The organism is Streptomyces sp. NPDC101219 (assembly GCF_044767675.1).
Taxonomy (GTDB): domain Bacteria; phylum Actinomycetota; class Actinomycetes; order Streptomycetales; family Streptomycetaceae; genus Streptomyces.
The window spans coordinates 13,156-34,934 of sequence record NZ_JBIWOK010000009.1 but is presented as its reverse complement, the minus strand read 5'-3'; the positions used below and the strand labels follow the sequence as shown (position 1 = coordinate 34,934).

Sequence of the window (21,779 nt, the reverse complement as noted above, 5' to 3'; positions counted from 1 at the left end):
CGGCCGCCTCACGACCATGAGTAGAGCACACAATTTAATTGTGCGCAATTGAATGGTCGGCCGGAGCTACCCTGGAGACATGGCAGCGACGACCTCCACACCGAGCACCTCCGCCCCGGGCCCGCCCCAGGGCGACTGGCTCCGCCTCGACCAGCAGATCTGCTTCTCCCTGCACGCCGCGTCCCGCGCCTTCAACGGCCTGTACCGCGTGGTCCTGAAGGAGCTCGGGCTCACGTACCCGCAGTACCTGGTGATGCTGGTGCTCTGGGAGCGCGGCCCTCTGCCCGTGAAGAAGCTGGGCGAGCACCTGCGCCTCGACTCGGGCACCCTGTCCCCGCTGCTCAAGCGGCTGGAGGCGGCCGGACTCGTGGTGCGCGAGCGCAGCGCCCGCGACGAGCGCTCGGTGGAGGTCCGGCCGACCGCGGAGGGCACCGCCCTGCGGGAGCGGGCCCTGCGCGTGCCGCGCCGGATCACCGCCGCGACCGGCTTCGACCTCGACGAGATCCGGGACCTGCGGGCCCGCCTCGACAGCCTCACCGCCGCCCTCGGCGCCGCGGCCGAGGAGGCGTGACCGCGACCCGACGTGTACAGGACGGCCCAGGGCGGGCAAAAGACCCGTAATTCCGTCCGCATCACCGGCCCCAGGGACGCCATGCACCCCGACCTCAGCCCCGTTCCCCCCGAGACCGTCGCCGTCGTCGTCATCCTCGGATCCGACGACTCCGCCCAGGTGACCGACGCCGTGCGCTCCGCGCTGGGTCAGGGCCGGGCCGTGCGGGAGGTGGTCGCCGTCGACGCCCGCACGCCGGACGGCGGCGCCCGCGCGCCCGGCCGGCCGGACACCGACCCGCGCCTGAGGGTGGTCCGCCACCCCGCCGGCAGCGGCGGCACCCCGCGCGACACCGGGCTCGCCGCCGTGACCGCGCCGTACGTGATGTTCCTCGACAGCGGCGACGTCCTGCCGCCCGGCGCGGTGGACGCGCTGCTGCGGGCCGCGGACAGCGCGGACGCCCAGGTCGCGGGCGGGCTGTGCGTCCGGCGGGAGCTGCCCTCGGGCCGCGAGATCCCGTGGCAGGCGTCGCTGTACGCCGAAGCGGCCGTGCTCCCCGCCCCGGAGCGGAATCCGCGCCTGGTGCACGACACCCTGAGCGTCGCCAAGCTCTACCGCACCGCCTTCCTGCGCGACCACGGCATCCGCTTCCCCGAGGACCACGCCCCCCACGAGGACATCGTCTTCACCGCGCGCCTGTGGGCCGCCCGGCCCCGGGTCGCCCTGATACCGGACCGGGTGTACGTCCGGCGCGTCCACCGGTCCGCCCGCCGCCTGTCGCTCTCCGACGACTGGCAGGCCCGCACCCGGGCCCACCGGGCGGCCCACGCGACCCTGCTGGACGCCGGCCAGAAGGACCTCGCCCGGGCGGCCCGCGCCGCGTTCCTCGACCACGACCTGCGCAGGTACGTACGGGAGCTGCCGCAGCGGGACGAGGCCCACCGGCGCGCGTGGTGGGCGCACACCCGGGCGTTCCTGGCCGAGTACGACGCCGCCGACCGGGACCGCGACCCGGTCGCGCCGGGACGGCTGATCGCCCGGGTCCTGCTGGCCTCCCCCGAACCCCGCGACCTGACCCGGCTCCGGGAACTGGCGTCCCGGCCGGCCCGGCTGTGCCCGCCCTACGCCCGCTCGGCGGACGGCACACCCTGCTGGTCGGACGACCTGCCCGGTGTCGGACTGGAGCAGCTGCTGACCCGGCCGGTCGAGCAGCTCCCCCTCGCGGTCGACGCCGAACTGCGCCTGACCGCACGCGGCCGCGGCGTGCTGCGGCTGCGCCTGCACGACCTGTACGGCCGGGTGGAGCTCGTGGGGCCGCTCGCGCTGGACGTGGAGTGGCGGCACCGCGGGCCGGACGGCACGGCCGTCCGCCGTACCGTGCCGCTGCGGGCGTCCACCGACGGCGGCTGGGCCGCCGTGACCGCCGTGCGCCCGGGGGAACTGGCCGCGCTCGGTCACGGCGCCTGGGACCTGCGGCTGCGGGTGCGGTTCCGGGACGGCTCGGACCGGGAGGTCACCGCCCACGCGGTCGCCGGCCCCGGCCTGCTGCGGCGCCGCGTGGTGCCGAACGGCCGGCACGGCGTGCTGCTGGTGCAGCCGTACGCGACCCACTCGGGCTCCCTGGCCCTGCGGGTCGCGGCCGGGGCGCGCGGTCTGCTCGCGGTCTCCCGCGCGCGGCTGCGGCGCCTGGTTCACTGAGCTGCGCACCGGCCGCCGGACGGACCCGGACGGCCGGGCCGCACGCACACACGCACACGCACGCACGCACCAGCACGGGCCAACGACGAGGGGACGGCCGCACATGACCTGGTTGATCACCGGTGGCGCCGGGTACATCGGGGCGCACATCGTGGAGGCGATGACCGAGGCGGGGGAACGGACGGTGGTCTACGACGACCTGTCCACCGGTCTCGCCGACCGGGTGCCGGACGGGGTGCCGCTCGTCGTCGGCTCCACCCTGGACGGCGAGCGGGTGGCGCGCGCCCTCGCCGGCCACCGGGTCACCGGCGTCGTCCATCTCGCGGCCAAGAAGCAGGTCGCCGAGTCGCTGGAGCGCCCCCTGCACTACTACCGGGAGAACGTCGAGGGCCTGCGCGTGCTGCTCGAGGCGGTGACGGCGGCCCGGGTGCCGTCCTTCGTCCTGTCGTCCTCCGCGGCGGTCTACGGCATGCCGGACGTGGACCTGGTCACCGAGGAGACCCCCTGTGTGCCCCTGACGCCCTACGGGGAGACGAAGCTGGCCGGCGAGTGGCTGGTCCGCGCGGCAGGCCGGGCCGCCGGCCTGTCCACCGCCTGCCTGCGCTACTTCAACGTGGCCGGGGCGGCCCGCCCGGAACTCGCCGACACCGGCGTGTCCAACCTGGTCCCCATGGTGTTCGAGAAGCTGACCGCGCAGAAGCCGCCGCGCGTCTTCGGCGACGACTACCCGACCCCGGACGGCACCTGCGTCCGCGACTACGTCCACGTCGTCGACCTGGCCGAGGCCCACGTGGCCGCGGCCCGCGCCCTGCGCGCCTCCCCCGGCCGGGAGCTCACCCTCAACATCGGCCGCGGCGAGGGCGTCTCCGTCCGGGAGATGATCGACCGCGTCACCGCGCTCACCGGCCACGGCCTCGCCCCCGCCGTCACCGCCCGCCGCCCCGGCGACCCGGCCCGCGTGGTCGCCTCGGCGGACCGCGCCGCCGCCCTGCTCGGCTGGAGGGCCCGGCTCGGCGTCGACGACATGATCACGTCGGCCTGGGGCGGCTGGCTGCTGCGGCACCCGGAGGCGGCGCGGGGCTGATCCGGCACCCGGCCCCGGGACCGCCGGGGCCGGCTGTCGTCGTCCGGCGGTCCCGTCGCCCCTCTCAGAGCGCCTTGAGCGACGCGGTGGTGGCCCGGGTCAGGGCCGCCAGGTAGCCCTTGGGCGGCTTCGGGTCGCGGATGACGACGGAGCGCCAGTACAGGGGGCCCGAGATGAGGTCGAGGGCCAGGGCGTGGTCGAGGCCCGGACGCAGTTCGCCGCGCCGCTGGGCCGCGGTGACGATGCCGAGGGCGACCCCGTCCTGGCCCTCCCTGAGCGCCTTCTGCAGGGCCTCGGCGATGTCGGGGTTGCGGGCCGCCTCGGCCTGGAGGTCCGGGAGGATCTGCGAGGCGACGGGGTGGCGCAGGGCGCGGGCGGTGACCTCGTACAGCAGCCGGAGGTCGCCCTCCAGCGAGCCGGTGTCCGGAGCGGGCAGGCCCTGCACGGCGAGGGCGGAGACGAGGTCGAGGACGAGGTGCAGCTTGGAGCGCCAGCGGCGGTAGACGGCGGTCTTGCCGACGCCCGCGCGGCGGGCGATGCCCTCGATGGACATCCGCGCGTAGCCGACGGCGGCCAGTTCCTCGAAGACGGCGGACCGGATCGCCTCCGTCACGTCCTCCCGCAGGACGGCGGCCCCGGCGGGGGCCCGGCGGCGCGGACGCGGCTGGGGCTCCTCGGCGTTCGTCGTCATGCCGACCAGCATAGGGCGTGACGACGATACGGTTGCGTTCCGACGTTCATTCGACTTACGCTCACGTGGCGACGATACGGTGCCGTTCCGACGCGTCGGCAGCTCTCTTGCCCCGTCCCCCTAGCGAAAGCAGCGGATGTGAGTCAGGCCCTCCACACACCGCCCCCCGCGTCCCCGGGCCGCCCGGCCGGCGGGGACGACCTCGCGGCCCTGGCCGCCCGCCACGGCCTCTCGGTCAGCGGCGCCCGGCCGTCCCTCCCCCAGTACATGCGTCAGCTCTGGGGGCGGCGGCACTTCATCCTGGCGTTCTCCCAGGCGAAGGTCACCGCGCAGTACAGCCAGGCCAAGCTGGGCCAGCTGTGGCAGGTGGCGACGCCGCTGCTGAACGCGGCGGTGTACTTCTTCATCTTCGGCCTGCTGCTGGGCGCCCGGAAGGGCATACCGAGCGAGATCTACGTGCCGTTCCTGGTGACGGGGGTGTTCGTGTTCACGTTCACCCAGACCTCGGTGCTGGCGGGGGTGCGGGCCATCTCCGGGAACCTGGGGCTGGTGCGGGCGCTGCACTTCCCGCGGGCCTCCCTGCCGGTGTCGTTCGCGCTGCAGCAGCTCCAGCAACTGCTGTTCTCGATGATCGTGCTCGTCGTGGTGGTGATGGCGTTCGGCTCCATGCCGACCTGGTCGTGGCTGCTGGTGGCGCCTGCGCTGCTGCTGCAGTTCGTCTTCAACACCGGCCTGGCGCTGATCTTCGCCCGGCTGGGCAGCCGCACCCCGGACCTCGCCCAGCTGATGCCGTTCGTACTGCGCACCTGGATGTACGCCTCGGGCGTGATGTTCAGCATCCCCGCGATGCTCGCCGACAAGAACGTCCCCACCTGGCTGGCGGACGTGCTCCAGTGGAACCCGGCGGCCGTCTACATGGACCTGGCCCGCTTCGCCATGATCGACGACTACGGTTCCTCCTACCTGCCCCCGCACGTGTGGGCCTTCGGCCTGGGCTGGGCGCTGCTGGCCGGCGGGATCGGCTTCATCTACTTCTGGAAGGCTGAGGAGACCTACGGCCGTGGCTGAGCACACCGACGCGAAGATCCCCACCGTCATCGCCGACGGCGTGGACATCGTCTACGAGGTCAACGGCACGGGCGCCGGGCGCGGCTCCGCCACCGCCGCCCTCAACCGCATCCTGCGCCGCGAGAAGGCCCGCAAGGCGGCCGGCGTGCGCCGGGTGCACGCGGTGCGCGACGTGTCGTTCGTCGCCTACCGGGGCGAGGCGATCGGCCTGATCGGCTCCAACGGCTCCGGCAAGTCGACCCTGCTCAAGGCCGTCGCCGGCCTCCTCCCCGTGGAGAACGGCCGCATCTACACCGACGGCCAGCCCTCGCTCCTCGGCGTCAACGCCGCGCTGATGAGCGACCTCACCGGGGAACGCAACGTCCACCTCGGCGGGCTCGCGATGGGCATGTCCCGCGAGGAGATCCGGGAGCGCTACCAGGACATCGTCGACTTCTCCGGGATCAACGAGAAGGGCGACTTCATCACCCTGCCGATGCGCACCTACTCCTCCGGCATGGCCGCCCGCCTGCGCTTCTCCATCGCCGCCGCCAAGGACCATGACGTGCTGCTCATCGACGAGGCGCTGGCCACCGGCGACCGGTCCTTCCGCAAGCGTTCGGAGGCCCGCATCCGGGAGTTGCGCGAGCAGGCCGGCACGGTCTTCCTGGTCAGCCACAACAACAAGACCATCCGCGACACCTGCGACCGCGCGCTCTGGCTGGAGCGCGGAGAACTGCGCATGGACGGGCCGACGGAGGACGTGCTCAAGGAGTACGAGAAGTTCACCGGCGACACCGGCGACCGCCCCCGCAAGGCCCGGACCAAGCCCGCGCCCAAGGCGGCTCCCAAGGCGGCCCCCCGGGCCGACACCGGCTCCGGCGCCACGACGGACCCCGCGCCGCAGACGCCCACGGCACCGCTGCCGTTCTGAGAGACCGCCGGGGCGGAGGAGTCCCCCTGACGACGCCACGGGGGCGTCCCGGGCCGCGGTGGCCCGGGACGCCCCCGTGGGCGTTCCGTCAGGAGTGCTGGCGCAGCAGCGTCCGCATCGTCCGCATGGCCACCGACAGGTTGGCCAGGTCGAAGGTGTCGGAGCTCTGGATCTCCTCCAGCGTGGTGCGGGCCCGGCCGAGCAGTGCCGCGTTCCGCTCCTCCCAGACCTTGAACCGCTGGCTCGGCGTCGACGTGCCGTTGCCCACCGCCAGGACCTCCGCGGTCAGCGCCGCGTGCGCCGCGTAGAGGTCCTCGCGGATCGCGGCGCGGGCCATGGACTGCCACCGGTCGGTGCGCGGCAGCTCGCTGATGCGGTCCATCAGCTGGGTGATCCGCAGCCGGTCGGCGAGGTCGTAGTACACCTCGGCGACGTCCAGCGGCTCCTTGCCCATGTGGTCGGCCACCGACACGATGTCGAGGGTCGGGAAGGCGGAGGAGAAGCCGGCCACCCGGGTGGCGAGTTCGTCACCGACCCCGACGCCCGTCAGCTCGTCGTGGATCTTCTGGTACCACTCCAGGTCCGCCCCCCGCAGCAGCTTGGGCAGCTGCGACCAGACCAGCTCCACCCGCTCGGAGAAGAACGACACCGTCTCGCCGAGCGCCAGCGGCTGCGGCCGGTTGTTGAGCAGCCAGCGCGTGCCGCGCTCCACCAGCCGGCGCGAGTGCAGCCGGATCCGGGTCTGGACGTCGGCCTCGACCTTGTTGTCGAGGGCCTCCACGCCGTCCCACACCATCGCGGCGCGGAAGATCGCGCGGGCCGCGGTCTGCGCCCGGACGATCTCCTCCAGCGACGCCCCGGTCTCCTCCCGCATCCGGTGCAGGTACGTCGTGCCGCCGGTGTTGACGGTGTCGTTGACCAGGACGGTCGTGGTGATCTCGCGGCGCAGCGGGTGGGTGTCGATCCGGTCGAGGAACCGCTCGCGCAGCGCCGACGGGAAGTAGGCGTGCAGCAGCACCTTCAGGTACGGGTCGTCGGGGAGCGAGGTGTGCAGCAGCTCCTCGGCGACCGTGATCTTCGTGTACGCCAGCAGGACGGCCGTCTCCGGGCCGGTCAGACCCTGCCCGTTGGCGAGCCGCTCCCGGATCTGGCGGTCGGTGGGCAGGAACTCCAGGGCCCGGTCGAGATGGCCCTCGCGCACCAGGTGCTTCAGGAAGCGCTGCTGGGCGTGGAGCATGTCCTTGGACTGGGCCAGGGCGTTGGCGATCGCGGTGTTCTGCGCGTAGTTGCTGCGCAGCACCATGGCGCCGACCTCGTCGGTCATCTCGGCGAGCAGCTTGTTGCGCTGCTTGACGGTCATGTCGCCGTCCGCGACCAGGCCGTTCAGCAGGATCTTGATGTTCACCTCGTGGTCGGAGGTGTCCACGCCCGCGCTGTTGTCGATGGCGTCGGTGTTGTTCTTGATGCCGTGCAGCGCGGCCTCGATGCGGCCGAGCTGGGTCATGCCCAGGTTGCCGCCCTCGCCGATCACCCGGACCCGCAGGTCCTTGCCGTCGACGCGGATGGCGTCGTTGCCCTTGTCGCCGACGTCCGCGTGGGACTCGGTGGACGCCTTGACGTACGTGCCGATGCCGCCGTTCCACAGCAGGTCGACCGGGGCCTTGAGGACCGCCCGGATCAGCTCGGGCGGGGTCATCTTGGTGATCCCGGCATCCAGGCCGAGGACCTCGCGCATCTGCGGGCTGACCGGGACCGACTTGGCGGTGCGGGGGAAGATCCCGCCGCCGGCCGACATCAGCTCGGTGTTGTAGTCCGCCCAGGAGCTGCGGGGCAGCTCGAACAGGCGGCGCCGCTCGGCGTAGGAGACGGCCGCGTCCGGGTCGGGGTCGACGAAGATGTGCCGGTGGTCGAAGGCGGCGACCAGCCGGATGTGCTCGCTGAGCAGCATGCCGTTGCCGAACACGTCACCGGACATGTCGCCGATGCCGACGACCGTGAAGTCCTCGCTCTGCGTGTCCACGCCCAGTTCGCGGAAGTGCCGCTTGACGGACTCCCAGGCGCCGCGGGCGGTGATGCCCATGCCCTTGTGGTCGTATCCGGCGGAGCCGCCGGAGGCGAAGGCGTCACCGAGCCAGAAGTTGTAGGACTCGGCGACCTCGTTGGCGATGTCGGAGAACCGGGCGGTGCCCTTGTCGGCCGCGACGACGAGGTAGGTGTCGTCCTCGTCGTGCCGGACGACGTCGGCGGGCGGCACGACCTCGCCGGCCACCATGTTGTCGGTGATGTCCAGCAGCGCCGAGATGAAGGTCTTGTAGGCGGCGACACCCTCCGCCATCCAGGCGTCCCGGTCCACGCTCGGGTCGGGGAGCTGCTTGGCGACGAAGCCGCCCTTGGCGCCGACCGGCACGATGACGGTGTTCTTCACCATCTGTGCCTTGACCAGTCCGAGGATCTCCGTACGGAAGTCCTCCCGGCGGTCCGACCAGCGCAGACCGCCGCGGGCGACCTTGCCGTAGCGCAGGTGCACGCCCTCGACGCGCGGCGAGTACACCCAGATCTCGAACGCCGGGCGCGGGGCCGGCAGGTCGGGGATGGCCGTCGGGTCGAACTTCATGGCGACGTAGTCGTGCGGACGGCCGCCGGAGGCCTCCTGGAAGAAGTTCGTGCGCAGCGTCGCCTTGATGACGTTGAGGAAGGACCGCAGGATGCGGTCCTCGTCCAGGGAGGCCACCTGGTCGAGCGCGGCGTCGACCTCCTCCAGCAGGGCGTCCACCAGTTCGTGGCCGGCGCGCTGCCGGTCCGGCGACATCCGCGCCTCGAACAGGGAGACGAGGAGCCGGGTGGTGTGGACGTTGTTGCGGAGGGTGTCCTCCATGTAGTCCTGGCTGAAGGTGGAGTTGGCCTGGCGCAGGTACTTGGCGTAGGCCCGCAGGACCACGGCCTGCCGCCAGGTCAGTCCGGCGCTCAGCACCAGGGCGTTGAAGCCGTCGTTCTCCGCCTTGCCGGTCCAGGTCGCGGCGAAGGCCTCCTGGAACCGCTCGCGTGCGTCGTCGCCGAGGTAGTCGGCGCCCGAGGCGGGCACCTTGGGCAGGCGCAGGCCGAAGTCGTAGATCCAGGCGACGCTGCGGTCGGCGCAGCGCAGCTCGTAGGGCCGCTCGTCGACGACCTCGACGCCGAGCCGCTGCAGCACGGGCAGCACCGCGGACAGGGAGACGGCCTCGCCCTTGCGGTAGATCTTGAAGCGGCGCTCCTCGGGGGCCGCGCCCACCGGCTCGTACAGGCTCAGCTCGAAGTTCTTCTCTTCGTCGAGCTGTTCCAGGCGGACCAGGTCGGCGACGGCGCTGCGCGGGGTGTGGTCGGCCTTGTAGCCCTCGGTGAAGGCGCCCGCGTAGCGGCGCAGCAGTTCGGCGGCGCGCTCCTCGCCGAACTCGGCGTTCAGCGCCTCGTGGAAGCCGTCCTCCCAGGAACGGGCGGCCTCGACCAGCCGGGCCTCGATGCGTTCCTTGTCGCTGTCCGACAGGTGCTGCAGCTCGGTGCCCTGCGGGACGCGGACCACGAAGTGCAGCCGGGACAGGATCGATTCGGTGTTCCAGGCGGTGAAGTCGACGCTGATGCCGCCGAGCTCCTCCTTCAGGATGTCGATGATCCGCAGGCGCACCGGCGTGGTGTAGCGGTCGCGCGGCAGGTAGACGAGGGCGGAGTAGTAGCGCCCGTACTCGTCCTGGCGCAGGTAGAGGCGCAGGCGCCGCCGCTCCTGGAGGTAGAGCACGGAGGTGACGATGGCCTGGAGTTCGGTGACCGGGGTCTGGAACAGCTCGTCGCGCGGGTAGGTCTCCAGGATCTGGAGCAGGTCGCGTCCGTCGTGGCTGCTCGGCGAGAACCCGGCGCGCTCCAGGACCTCCTCGACCTTGCGGCGGATCACCGGCACCCGGCGGACCGACTCGGTGTAGGCGGCGGAGGAGAACAGGCCCAGGAAGCGGCGCTCCCCGACGACGTTGCCGTCCGCGTCGAACTTCTTGACACCGATGTAGTCCAGGTACGACGGCCGGTGCACGGTGGCCCGGCTGTTGGCCTTGGTCAACACGAGCAGCTTGTGCTCGCGCGCCTTCGCGCGGGCGTCCGCGGGCAGCCGCTCGAAGGACGGGCTGACCGGGTGGCCCTCGGCGGTGGCGTGGGCGGGGTCGGAGCGCAGGATGCCGAGGCCGGTGCCAGGAATGGCGCCGAGGGAGTCGTCGTCGCGCAGCTCGTACTCGCGGTAGCCGAGGAAGGTGAAGTGGTCGTCGGCCAGCCAGCGCAGCAGCTCGCGGGCCTCGTCGACCTGCTGCTCGGCCACGTCCTTCGGCATGGGCTCGTCGGGCAGCGCACCGGCGAGCCGGGTCGCCGCCTCGCGCATCTTGCCCCAGTCCTCGACGGCCTCACGGACGTCGGAGAGCACGCGCAGCAGGTCGGCGGTGATCTGCTTGAGGTCGCCGCGGTCGGTTTCGCGGTCGATCTCGACGTGGATCCACGACTCGACGTGGGCGTCGTGCGGGAGGTCGTCGGACGGAGGCACCGGAAGGGCCTCGATCAGCTTGCCGGTGACGTCCCGCCGCACCACCACCTGCGGGTGGATGACGACGTGGATGCCGCGGCCCTGGCGCGTCAGCTCGTTGGTGACGGAGTCCACGAGGAAGGGCATGTCGTCGGTGACGACCTCGACGACGGAGTGGGTGCACGTCCAGCCGTTCTCCTCGACCGTCGGGGTGTGCACCCGGACGTTGGCCGTGCCCTGCGGGCGGTTCTCGGCCAGCCGGTGGTGCGAGACAGCGGCTCCGAAGACGTCGACCGGGTCACGGCCGGTGAGGTCCTCCGGGGCGGTGTGCAGGTAGTAACGCTGGAGGAACGCGAGCACGGACTCCCGGTCGGGTGTGCTCGGCTCGGTCGTCCCAGTCGGTAGTTTCCCCCCGGCCGGGCTGTTCTCAGCTACCCGGGCGGCCCTCTCGAGCAGCTCGGCCTTGGCTTCGTCCAGCTTGGTCTGCATTGTCCTCTGACTCCTGTCGCGCGCCGTTGCGTGACGTAGAAGGAAATACGATGCCCGCGCTCGCAGTGTGCTGACAGGACGCGGGGTCTCCGGTCCGTACCGACGCTATGCCGCGGGATGGGTGGAGCGGGGGCTTCTCGGCCGATGTCGACGCGTCCGACCGGTGTGACCCCGCTCGCGGTGTCGCCGGTGGGAGGATCCGCGTCCCGGGTGCCCTCCGGGCCCCGTCCCGCTCGTGGAGGTCAGCGACCGCCACCCGGTCACGGATGTGGTCCGTGCTCGCCGGGCGCACAGCGGGGACGTCCATGTCCCCGCGACGTATCGCGCTGATCACGCCACCAAGGCTATCGCTCTCCACAGGGGGCCCGTCATGAGCCGTATGTGTACAAAACCGGGGGTGGAAGTTTGACGTTTCGCACAGTGTGCCCGGGCGCCCGGACAGGCATCCTCCGCGCGGGGGTCCGCTCATACGAGCGCCGGCCGGGTGCGTCGGCGGCCGGCCGCCGCCGGCCGGGCGCGGCCTGCGGACTGTCCGTGAGGACGTCGGGAAGACGTCGGGGGGACGTCGGGGGGACGTCGGGGGGGGCGTCGGGGGGACATGGGGGGACGTCGGGAAGACGTCGGAAGGGCTCGTCAGGGAGGACGTCGGAAGGGCTCGTCAGGGAGGACGTCGGAAGGGCCCGTCAGGGAGGACGTCGGGAGGGCCCGTCAGGAGGCCAGGCGCTCCGCCTCGGCCACCGCCTCCGCCAGCGTGTCCACGACCGGCACGCCCACCGCCTCCAGGCTGGCCCGACTGTGCGAGCCCCCGGTGTAGAGCACGGCCCGCGCGCCCACGTGCCGGGCGGCCAGCGCGTCGTCGGCGGCGTCACCGATCACCACCGTGCGCTCCGGGGCGACGCCGGTCAGGGCGCCGAGGTGACGCACCATGTGCTCCGCCTTGCTGCCCCCGGACGGTCCCGTCCGCCCGTCGACCCGCAGGAAGTGCGGCTCGATGCCGAAGCCGCGGACCAGGGGCACGAGCTCCTCGTGCCCGTACATGCTGAGGATCGACTGGCTGCGCCCCGCCGACGACCACCCCGCGAGCAGCTCCGCCACGCCCTCGGCGAGCCCGCACCGCACCCGGTGCTCGGTGTAGTAGCGGTGGAACGTCGTGTCCATCAGCTCCCACTCGGCCTCACTCGGCAGCCGTCCCAGGAGTCTCTCGTAGAACTTCGGCACCGGCACGCAGTACAGCTCCCGGTACCGCTCCAGCGTCAGCGGTTCCAGGCCGAGCTCGGCGAAGGCGGCGTTGGTCGCCCCGATGACCGCGTCGACGTCGTGGAACAGCGTGCCGTTCCAGTCCCAGACGATGTGCGCGTCCCTGTGCATCCCCATGCCGGAAAACGTACCCGCCGCCGCCGACAATCGGCACGGCCGCCCGGCGGCGGCCCGCGCCGGGGGCGCGGAGGGGCCGGTGTCAGTCCCGCCCGTCCAGGAGGCCGGGGATCTCCTGCGTGGCGAACCAGAGCAGCTCGTGGTCCTCGGCGCCGTCCACGGTGAACCGGGCGTCGTCGTCCCCGGCGTCCGCCGCGGGCAGCGCGTCCGCCGCGGCGGCCACGTCCGTCCCGGCGTCCGCCGCGTCCAGGTGCACCGCCGCCGCCTTCGCCAGCGGCACGGGTCCGGTGATCCGCACCTCGCCCAGGGCGGCGGGGTCCAGCCCCCGGTCGGGGTCCACGGACGCCGAGCGGTCGGGCACGTCCACCGCGACCACGACCCGGCGGCGCGGCGCGCCGGGGTCGGCCGCCAGCAGCCGCAGGGAGGCGAGCGCGGCGCGGCTGAGCGCGGCGTACTCCAGCTCCTCGATGTCATCCGAGAGGTACCACTCGCGCAACGCCGGGGTCACCGCGTAGGCGACCAGCGGACCGTCGCCCAGCTCACCCGTCTCGTGGGCCTTCGCGAGACCGGGAAGGGTCAGGGGGACGTAGACGCGCATGACGGGGCCGCTTTCCTGGTTCTCGGGCGGGTGCGGGCCGCGGCCGGCACAGCCGGTCCGCAGGGGCTTCAGGATACGTGCGGGTGTCCCCCTTCGGGTTCCTGACCCGGGGGTCGCGGGCGTCCACCCCCGTCCCGCGATTCACCCGGTGCTCCCGCTCCGGTACTGGCCCGGCCGCCGTCCGGTCACCCGGATAAGTGAATTCCGGCGGGCCCGCGACGCGCCCCGCCTCTCCTTGCCGCCGTGGTCCCCCGCCCCGTACAAGATCCCCCACCAGGAAGTTACTGCCCGGTACCGCCGCCCTTCCCCGAGCCGGGGCGGCTTCCGGGCCCGTCGAACGGGGTCCGTCCCATGAACAAGGTCATGACCAGGACAGTCAGGACACAGCACCGTGCCGGTGCCCGTCCGCCGCACCGCCGCGATCAGCGCCGCCCCCACGGCACCACTCCGCCCCGCACTCCCTCCCAGGGTTCCGCGCGCACCGCGTCCCCCGGCGGCGGGCGGCCGTCCGCCACGGCCCCGCCGACCCGTCCCGCGGACAACCGGCCCCCGACCGTCGCGGCCGTCCCGGCGGCACGGGCGACGCCGGCGGCCGACGCCCGGACGGCCTCGGTACGCGCCGCCCGCGCACTCGCCGGCGGGCCGCCCCCCGGCGTCCCCGCCACGGTGCCCGCCCCCCGTCGCGGGGCAGGCACGGGCTCCGGCACGGTGCCGGAGCCCGCTGGTGCCCGCAGTGGGGGCGTGGCGGCACCGCGGGTGCCCGCACAGACCCCGCGCAGCCCCCTGGCCGCCGCCCCGCAGCCCCGCCCCACCGACCGGTTCGCGGAGCTGCTCCTCGCCGTCCTCAGCGGGCAGCGCCCGGTCCACGCGATGCTGCGCCACACCGCCGGAAGCGCCTACGACGATCTGGCCCGCCTCGCCGAGGACGGCCCGCTGCGTACCTTCGGGCACCGTCCGGTGGTCCGGGACATCGGCTACTTCGTCCCCCGGGAGGGCGCCCTGGAGGTCTTCGCCCGGATCGGCGCCGGCAACCGCCTGCGCGCCATGGCCTTCCGCCTCGAACGGGGCCGCGATCTCCGCTGGCGCTGCACCGCCGTCGAACTCGACGGGCCGCGCCACCCGTCCCCCGGGAAACACTGAGCACCGGTGCACGGGACCGCCCGTGCCGGCGCGCCGGTCCGACGGTGAGCCGGTGGGTCGGTGAGCCGGTGGGTCGGTGGGTCGGTGGGTCGGTGGCCCGGTGGGCCGACGGGGATCGGGGGGCAACGCTGGGCGGCCCTGGTGCGGGTCTCCACTACACCTGGCCGAGGACGGCCAGGTGTGCCCCCATCGGGGACGGAGACGGAGTAGCACCGCGCCCCGGCCGGCGCGGGTTCTTCCGGTCGTTCCGGTCGCGCGGGCCTTCCCACGGCGGCTGTGCCCTCCCCAGGCCCGTAGACGGGTGCCCGCCGCGCCCCCGGCCGGCGCGGGTTCTCCCGGGGCGACTGGTGGTCCGCGGCGGTACGCCCCCACCCGGCCCGTGCCGGTACTCCGCCCCGGTGCGGGACTCCTCCGGGACTCCTCCGCCACGACCGGCCGCCCCAGGCGGCCGTGGCCCGTGCCGGGCGTGTGGGCCGGTACACCGCGCCCCGGCGGGCGCGTCCGAGGCCGCGGCGGTCTCGCCGGGCCGCGTGGGTGGGTCACCGCGCGCGGCCGGGGGCCACGGGGGCGGACGGCCGGCGCCCGCCTGCGGCCGCTCCCGGGAGCTTCCGGGAGCTTCCGGGAGCTTCCGGGAGCTTCCGGACGCCGGGCCGCAGGCCCCCGCCCCCACACCACCGCCCGGTGGGCGACCGCACCACCGGGAACGCCGGAGGGCCGGCCACCCCTCGGGGTGTCCGGCCCTCGGCCCGGTCACTGCGGTCCGCCTCGCCGGAGGCGTCCGCGCCGGTTACTTCTTGCGGCGGCGTCCGCCCCGCGCCTGCTTGCGGCGCTCGGCGCGGGTGAGGCCGTCGGCCTCGGAGCGCACCGGCTCGTCCTCGGCGAACTCGCCCTCGACGGTGCCGCCCTCGCCGTCCACGGTGGGCGCGGAGAAGTGCAGGTTCCGCCGCTGCGGGGCGTCGAGTCCCTTGGCCCGGATCTCGGGGCGGGCGGCGCCGGCCTGCGCCGGCACCGCGTCCTGCGCCGCCGGCTGCGGGGCGTCCTCGACCGGGACCTCCTCGACCTGCTGCTCCACCTGGACCTCCAGGTTGAACAGGTAGCCGACGGACTCCTCCTTGATGCCGTCCATCATGGCCTGGAACATGTCGAAGCCCTCGCGCTGGTACTCGACCAGCGGGTCCTTCTGCGCCATGGCGCGCAGGCCGATGCCCTCCTGGAGGTAGTCCATCTCGTAGAGGTGCTCGCGCCACTTGCGGTCCAGGACCGACAGCACGACCCGGCGCTCCAGCTCACGCATGATCTCGGAGCCGAGCTGCGCCTCGCGCTCCTCGTACTGCCGCCGGATGTCGTCCTTGATGGAGTCGCCGATGAACTCGGCGGTCAGTCCGGCCCGGTCGCCGGCCTCCTCCTCCAGCTCCTCGACGGTGACCTTCACCGGGTAGAGCTGCTTGAACGCGCCCCACAGCCGGTCCAGGTCCCAGTCCTCGGGGAAGCCCTCGGCGGTCTCCGCCTGCACGTAGGCGTCGATGGTGTCGTCCATGAAGTGGTGGATCTGCTCCTGCAGGTCCTCGCCCTCCAGGACGCGGCGCCGCTCGCCGTAGATGACCTCGCGCTGGCGGTTGAGGACCTCGTCGTACTTCAGGACGTTCTTACGCGTCTCGAAGTTCTGCGTCTCGACCTGCGACTGGGCGGAGGCGATGGCACGCGTGACCATCTTGTTCTCGATCGGCACGTCGTCCGGCACGTTGGCCATGGACATCACGCGCTCGACCATCTGGGCCTTGAACAGACGCATCAGGTCGTCGCCCAGCGACAGGTAGAAGCGGGACTCGCCCGGGTCGCCCTGGCGGCCGGAACGACCGCGCAGCTGGTTGTCGATCCGCCGCGACTCGTGCCGCTCGGTGCCCAGGACGTAGAGGCCGCCGATCCGCTCGACCTCCTCCTTCTCCGCCTTGACCGCCTGCTCGGCCCGCTCGAGCGCCTCGGGAAGGGCCTGCGCCCACTCCTCGATGTGCTGCTCCGGGTCGAGGCCGCGCTGACGCAGCTCCGCCTCGGCGAGGTCCTCGGGGTTGCCGCCCAGCTTGATGTCCGTACCGCGGCCGGCCATGTTCGTGGCGACCGTGACACTGCCCTTGCGGCCCGCCTGGGCGACGATCGACGCCTCCCGCTCGTGGTGCTTGGCGTTGAGCACCTCGTGCTGGATGCCGCGCTTGCTGAGCTGCTGGGAGAGGTACTCGGACTTCTCCACGGAGGTGGTGCCGACGAGGATCGGCTGCCCCTTGCGGTGCTTCTCCTCGATGTCGTCGACGACCGCCTCGAACTTGGCGACCTCGGTGCGGTAGATCAGGTCCGACTGGTCCTTGCGGACCATCGGCCGGTTGGTCGGGATGGGCACCACGCCCAGCTTGTAGATCTGGTGGAACTCGGCGGCCTCGGTCATCGCCGTACCCGTCATGCCGGACAGGCCCGGGACCTCCTTGCCGTCGTGGTCACGGCGCTTGTAGAGGCGGAAGAAGTTCTGCAGCGTGATCGTGGCGAGCGTCTGGTTCTCGTCCTTGATCGGCACGCCTTCCTTGGCCTCGATGGCCTGGTGCATGCCCTCGTTGTAGCGCCGGCCGGCGAGGATACGTCCGGTGTGCTCGTCGACGATCATGACCTCGTCGTCGATGATCACGTAGTCCTTGTCGCGCTTGAAGAGCTCCTTGGCCTTGATGGCGTTGTTCAGGTAGCCCACCAGCGGGGTGTTCACCGACTCGTAGAGGTTGTCGATGCCCAGCCAGTCCTCGACCTTGGCGACACCGGACTCGTGGATCGCGACGGTGCGCTTCTTCTCGTCGACCTCGTAGTCGCCGGTCTCCTCGATGCCCTTGAGGGGGTTGCCGGGCTCGCCCCGCTTGAGGCGCCGGACCAGCTTGGCGAAGTCGCCGTACCACTTGGTGGCCTGGTCGGCCGGGCCGGAGATGATCAGCGGCGTACGGGCCTCGTCGATGAGGATGGAGTCCACCTCGTCGACGATGGCGAAGTTGTGGCCGCGCTGGACCAGTTCCTCCTTGGACCACGCCATGTTGTCGCGGAGGTAGTCGAAGCCGAACTCGTTGTTCGTGCCGTAGGTGATGTCGCAGGCGTACTGCTCGCGACGCTGGGCCGGCGTCATGTTGGCGAGGATGCAGCCGACGTCGAGGCCCAGGAACTTGTGGACGCGGCCCATCATCTCGGAGTCGCGCTCGGCCAGGTAGTCGTTGACCGTGATGATGTGGACGCCCTTGCCGGCCAGCGCGTTGAGATACGCGGGCAGGGTGCCGACGAGGGTCTTGCCCTCACCGGTCTTCATCTCGGCCACGTAACCCATGTGCAGGGCGGCGCCGCCCATGATCTGCACGTCGTAGTGGCGCTGGCCGAGGACGCGCTTGGCGGCCTCGCGGACGGTGGCGTAGGCCTCGGGGAGCAGGTCGTCCAGGCTCTCACCGTCTGCGTAGCGCTGCTTGTACTCATCGGTGAGGGCCCGCAGCTCGGCGTCGGAGAGGTCGACGAAGTCCTCTTCGATGGAGTTGACCTGGTCCGCGATGCGGTGCAGCTTGCGCAGGATCTTGCCTTCGCCTGCACGCATGATCTTCGAGAGGACGGACACGGGGGTTGGTCTCCTTGCCGGTCGGGCCTGGGACGGTCGGTTACCGATTCACTGACGGGGCAACGGCCATCGTATGCGAGGACCCCACCACGCCGGGAGGCCCGCAGGGGCGGTGACCGTCGGCTGCTTCACATCTGTTGCACGACTGCTCCACAGAGGACAACGGACGGACCCCGCCGATGGTGCCGCATCCCCCGGGGAATTTGTGCGAAGGGTGACCGCCGCCTCACTCACGGCGCAGCGGATGGCGCGGCCCACGGACCGGCGAGCAGAATCGGCCGATGGACCCCGTCACGCTCACCACCGGCCGGCTCGTACTGCGCACGGTCGGCCCCGAGGACACCGACGCCGTGTACGCGGCCTGCCAGGACCCCGAGATCCAGCGCTGGACCAGCATCCCCTCCCCCTACCTGCCCGAGCACGCGCGCGGCTTCACGGAGCAGATGGCCCCGGACGGCTGGGCCAACGGCTCGATGTTCACCTTCGGCGTCTTCCTGCCCTCGGGGGAGCTGACGGGCATGCTCGGCATCACCATGCGGTCCCTGGGGGCGGGCGAGATCGGCTTCTGGGGCACGAAGGAGTACCGCGGCCGGGGCCACATCACCGAGGCCACCCTCGCGGTCTGCCGCTGGGCGTTCACGCGGATGTCGGTGGACCGCGTGGAGTGGCGCGCCGAGGTGGGCAACCGGGCCTCGCGCGCGGTGGCGGAGCGGGCGGGCTTCGTCTTGGAGGGCACCCTGCGTTCCGCGCTGAACAACAAGGGCGTCCTGCGGGACTGCTGGGTGGGCTCGCTGCTCCCCTCCGACCTGGGCCTGCCGTCGTCCGCGCCGTACCTTCCGGCGCCCGCGTGAGCCGCGGCCGGACGGGCGTTGTCGGCGCCGCGGTCTATCGTGCCGACGTATGACGACCCTCCCGCGTCCGACCACGGAACTCTCGGCAGACGAGGCCCGGCGCATCGCGCTGCGGGCCCAGGGCTTCCTCGGCGCACCGGACCGCCGCTCGGGGGTGCGCGGTGTGCTCCGCCACCTGGGGGCGGTGCAGCTCGACACGATCTCCGTCCTCGCCCGGTCCCACGAGCTCATCGCCTACGCCCGCCTGGGCGCCGTTGGCCGCGCGGCCGTCGAGGAGGCGTACTGGAGAAGCGGGCAGCAGCCGCCGCACTCCTTCGAGTACTGGTCGCACGCCGCGTGCATCCTGCCGATCGAGGAGTGGCCCCACTTCGCCTTCCGCCGCCGCGCCTACCGCAACCGCCCGCACTGGAACCACGAGCTGCCCGACGGCGCCTACGAGCAGGTCGTCAAGCAGCTGCGCGCGGAGGGCCCGCTCACGGCGACGGAGCTGGGCGGCGCCAAGCGCACCAGCGAGTGGTGGGACTGGTCCGGCGCCAAGGTCGCCGTCGAACGCGCCCTGATGTACGGGGAGGTGGTGTGTGTGGAGCGGCGCGGCTGGAAGCGGGTCTACGACCTGGCCGAGCGCGCCGTGCCCGCCGCGCTGCTCCACGACGACCTGGACGACACCGAGTGCCTGCGCCGGCTGGTCGGCCTGGCCGGCCGGGCCCTGGGCGTGGGCACCCGCGCGGACATCGCCGACTACCACCGCCTCAAGGGCGAACAGGTGGACGCGGTGATCGCGGACTCGGGTCTGGTCCCGGTGACCGTCGAGGGCTGGGCCAAGCCGGCCTGGGCGGATCCGCGGGCCCTGGCGTCCCCGCCCCGCGGGCGGCACCGCACGACGCTGCTCTCGCCGTTCGACTCCCTGGTGTGGGAACGGGCCCGCACGGAGCGGATCTTCGGCTTCACGCACCGCCTGGAGGCGTACGTACCCAAGCAGAAGCGGGTGCACGGCTACTTCGCCATGCCGGTGCTCTCGGGCGGCCGCCTCGTCGGGCGGGTCGACCCGGCGCGCGAGGGGCGCACCCTGGTCGCCAAGCAGGTCGCGCTGGACGGCCCCCGGGCGGTCCCGGCGCTCGCCCGGGCGCTGGTGGAGGCGGCCGGCTGGGTGGACTGCACGGACGTGCGGGTGGAGCGCCTCGACCGGGAGGAGCTGCGCGAGCCCCTGACGGCGGAGCTCGCCCACGCGCTCGCCTGACCGCCTGCTCAGGGAGGCCGGTGCCGGAAGACCGGTGCCGGGAGGCCGGTGCCGGGAGACCGGTGCCGGGAGACCGGTGCCGGCAGCGGTGGGCCTCCGGGCCGGGGCTCCTAGCGGATCTCGAGGATCTTCTCCCGCATCGCGTACACCACGGCCTCCATCCGGGAGTGCAGTTGCAGTTTCTCCAGGATGTTGCGCACGTGGTTCTTCACGGTGTTCTCGGAGATGAACAGTTCCTTGGCGATGTCCCGGTTGTTCATTCCGGTGGCGACGAGTTTGAGCACTTCCAGCTCACGGTCCGTCAGCCGGGGCGCGGGCACGAGCCGGCGCTCGTCGGTGCGCTGGATCATCGACTTGAACTCGGTGAGGAGTTTCGACGCCATGGACGGGCTGATCTGGGACTGCCCGTCGGCCACCGCACGAATGGCGGTGGCCACCTCGTCGGTGGAGATCTCCTTGAGGAGGTAACCGGTCGCGCCCGCCTTGATGGCGTCGTAGAGGTCGGCTTCCTCGTCGCTGATCGTCAACATGATGATCTTGGCGCTGGGGGCGACCTCCTTGATCGAGGTGCAGGCCTCGATCCCGCCCCGCTTGGGCATCCGCACGTCCATCAGGATGATGTCGGGCAGCAGGTCGGCGGCCTTCTCCACGGCTTCTGCGCCGTCCCCGGCCTCGCCCACGACCTGGATGTCCTCCTCGGCCGCGAGGACGATCTCCAGTCCCCGGCGGAACAGCGCGTGGTCGTCCACCACAAGGACTCTGATCGGTTCCTTGCGGGGTGCACCCGCAGCCGGGCCCATGCCGACGACGCCGTCGTCGGCGTCCTCGTCACGCATCGGTCCAAAGCTGTCCGCCATCGTTCCTCCCCCTGAAGGCTGTGGCCTGTGGTTCTGAGCCATCGCCAACCCAAGGCAACGGCCCACCGGTTGGACCGCTGCCGCCATGATTCCATGCCGGACGCCGCAGGGGTGACAGCGCGCTGCACCAGCGGGGGGCGCACACCGGTGCCCCTGGGGGCGCACACGCGCACCAGGGGCACCGGCACCGCTGTCGCCCGGCGGGTCAGCCGCCGAGCGTCCCGCCTGCCTCGGGGGAGTTGGTCTGCGTGACCATCGTGTCGGTCTGGAGGTGGATCACGCCGTAGTCGTAGGCGTGGCGCCGGTAGACGACGCTGGGCTCCTTGGTCTCGGAGTCGACGAAGAGATAGAAGTCGTGCCCGACCAGCTCCATCTCGTAGAGGGCCTGGTCGAGCGTCATGGGGGCGGCCACGTGGGTCTTCTCGCGGACGACGAGGGGGCCGTCACCCTGTACTTCCAGCGAGCCGATCTTCTTGGTCGGGACGGCTTCCGCCTCCTCCTGCGAGGAGTGCGCGCCGGTCCCGTTCAGGGTCGCCGCACCCGGGACGTGGTCGGGGACCTCGGCGGCCGAGATCCTGCGTGCGCCACGTCGCGAGAAGCGCTTGTCGTGCTGCTTGCGCAGCCGGGCGTCCAGCTTTTCCGCCGCCAGGTCGAGCGCCGCATAGGGGTCGCTCGCCGCGGCCTCCGCCCGGATCACCGGACCGCGGGTGCGCAGGGTGATCTCCACCCGGTCGCAGCGGTCGGCCTGTCGGGGGTTGGGCTCCTTGGACACCTCGACGTCGAGGCTGATCACCTTGCCGTCGAGCTTCTGGATCTTCTCCAGCTTCAGCTTCTCGGCCACGTGCTTCCGGAACCGCTCGGGCACCTCGGTCTTGCGGCCCTTGACGACGATGTCCACGCAGAACTCCGTTCCCGGATCACTCCGCCTCGATGCGGAGCGTCTCCCTTTTGCACCCGGCTCCGGTGACCCCCGGAACCTCGGACTCGGTGACGTCCACCTCCTCCCCCGCGGACGAGATCTCCACTCCACCGGCTCGGGTCAATACGGAAAACCCATGCCTCGGCATTCGGAT

15 protein-coding genes are annotated in these 21,779 nt (G+C 72.3%); 8 read left to right on the top strand and 7 right to left on the bottom strand.

The genetic code is table 11. The features are described 5' to 3' along the window. Nucleotides 1-79 precede the first annotated feature (79 nt). The 3 genes from ACIRPP_RS19260 to galE all read left to right on the top strand — a co-directional run bounded on the left by ACIRPP_RS19260 (nt 80) and on the right by galE (nt 3,332). Nucleotides 80-571, top strand: coding sequence for a MarR family winged helix-turn-helix transcriptional regulator (locus ACIRPP_RS19260; protein ID WP_403644056.1), 492 nt, complete (start codon nt 80-82; stop codon nt 569-571). Between the two features lie 81 nt (nt 572-652). Next, nucleotides 653-2,248, top strand: coding sequence for a glycosyltransferase (locus ACIRPP_RS19255; RefSeq protein ID WP_403644053.1), 1,596 nt, complete (start codon nt 653-655; stop codon nt 2,246-2,248). A gap of 103 nt (nt 2,249-2,351) precedes the next feature. Continuing rightward, nucleotides 2,352-3,332 carry a UDP-glucose 4-epimerase GalE gene (gene galE, locus ACIRPP_RS19250; protein ID WP_403644050.1) on the top strand — a complete coding sequence of 327 codons (981 nt, stop codon included), beginning with the start codon at nt 2,352-2,354 and terminating at the stop codon, nt 3,330-3,332. 64 nt (nt 3,333-3,396) lie between these two features. On the opposite strand, the gene ACIRPP_RS19245 is transcribed toward galE, so the two are convergent. After that, nucleotides 3,397-4,023, bottom strand: coding sequence for a TetR/AcrR family transcriptional regulator (locus ACIRPP_RS19245; protein ID WP_403644048.1), 627 nt, complete (start codon nt 4,021-4,023; stop codon nt 3,397-3,399). Nucleotides 4,024-4,161: 138 nt separating this feature from the next. Between ACIRPP_RS19245 and ACIRPP_RS19240 the strand changes: the two genes are divergently transcribed. Next, entirely contained in the window at nt 4,162-5,091 is a 930-nt protein-coding gene (locus ACIRPP_RS19240) for an ABC transporter permease (RefSeq protein WP_403644045.1), read from the top strand. Next, nucleotides 5,084-6,004: an ABC transporter ATP-binding protein gene (locus ACIRPP_RS19235; protein ID WP_403644042.1), complete on the top strand. Its 921-nt coding sequence runs from the start codon at nt 5,084-5,086 to the stop codon at nt 6,002-6,004. Before ACIRPP_RS19240 ends, ACIRPP_RS19235 begins: the two co-directional genes overlap by 8 nt. 88 nt (nt 6,005-6,092) lie before the next feature. Here the strand turns inward: ACIRPP_RS19235 and ACIRPP_RS19230 are convergent, their stop codons facing one another. The 3 genes from ACIRPP_RS19230 to ACIRPP_RS19220 all read right to left on the bottom strand — a co-directional run bounded on the left by ACIRPP_RS19230 (nt 6,093) and on the right by ACIRPP_RS19220 (nt 12,996). Continuing rightward, the gene (locus ACIRPP_RS19230; protein ID WP_403644039.1) at nt 6,093-11,024 is read right to left on the bottom strand and encodes an NAD-glutamate dehydrogenase; all 4,932 of its coding nucleotides are present in this window, start codon (nt 11,022-11,024) and stop codon (nt 6,093-6,095) included. 708 nt (nt 11,025-11,732) lie between these two features. Further along, complete coding sequence (locus ACIRPP_RS19225; RefSeq protein ID WP_403644036.1) at nt 11,733-12,398, bottom strand: HAD family hydrolase; 666 nt, start codon at nt 12,396-12,398, stop codon at nt 11,733-11,735. 82 nt (nt 12,399-12,480) lie between these two features. Beyond that, complete coding sequence (locus ACIRPP_RS19220; protein ID WP_403644033.1) at nt 12,481-12,996, bottom strand: DUF6912 family protein; 516 nt, start codon at nt 12,994-12,996, stop codon at nt 12,481-12,483. A gap of 741 nt (nt 12,997-13,737) precedes the next feature. Between ACIRPP_RS19220 and ACIRPP_RS19215 the strand changes: the two genes are divergently transcribed. Continuing rightward, entirely contained in the window at nt 13,738-14,136 is a 399-nt protein-coding gene (locus ACIRPP_RS19215; RefSeq protein WP_403644031.1) for an Rv3235 family protein, read from the top strand. A gap of 787 nt (nt 14,137-14,923) precedes the next feature. On the opposite strand, the gene secA is transcribed toward ACIRPP_RS19215, so the two are convergent. Next, nucleotides 14,924-17,761, bottom strand: a complete 2,838-nt coding sequence (secA, locus tag ACIRPP_RS19210; protein ID WP_403644028.1) for a preprotein translocase subunit SecA — start codon at nt 17,759-17,761, stop codon at nt 14,924-14,926. Between the two features lie 281 nt (nt 17,762-18,042). On the opposite strand from secA, the gene ACIRPP_RS19205 reads away from it, so the two are divergent. Both ACIRPP_RS19205 and ACIRPP_RS19200 read left to right on the top strand, forming a co-directional pair. Continuing rightward, on the top strand, nt 18,043-18,612 hold the full coding sequence (locus ACIRPP_RS19205) for a GNAT family N-acetyltransferase (protein WP_403644025.1): 570 nt from the start codon (nt 18,043-18,045) through the stop codon (nt 18,610-18,612). A gap of 49 nt (nt 18,613-18,661) precedes the next feature. After that, nucleotides 18,662-19,849, top strand: a complete 1,188-nt coding sequence (locus tag ACIRPP_RS19200; RefSeq protein ID WP_403644023.1) for a winged helix-turn-helix domain-containing protein — start codon at nt 18,662-18,664, stop codon at nt 19,847-19,849. A gap of 110 nt (nt 19,850-19,959) precedes the next feature. On the opposite strand, the gene ACIRPP_RS19195 is transcribed toward ACIRPP_RS19200, so the two are convergent. Further along, the gene (locus tag ACIRPP_RS19195) at nt 19,960-20,706 is read right to left on the bottom strand and encodes a response regulator transcription factor (protein ID WP_164337534.1); all 747 of its coding nucleotides are present in this window, start codon (nt 20,704-20,706) and stop codon (nt 19,960-19,962) included. Nucleotides 20,707-20,911: 205 nt separating this feature from the next. Continuing rightward, nucleotides 20,912-21,604 carry a ribosome hibernation-promoting factor, HPF/YfiA family gene (gene hpf, locus ACIRPP_RS19190; RefSeq protein ID WP_403644020.1) on the bottom strand — a complete coding sequence of 231 codons (693 nt, stop codon included), beginning with the start codon at nt 21,602-21,604 and terminating at the stop codon, nt 20,912-20,914. Between the last annotated feature and the right edge of the window lie 175 nt (nt 21,605-21,779).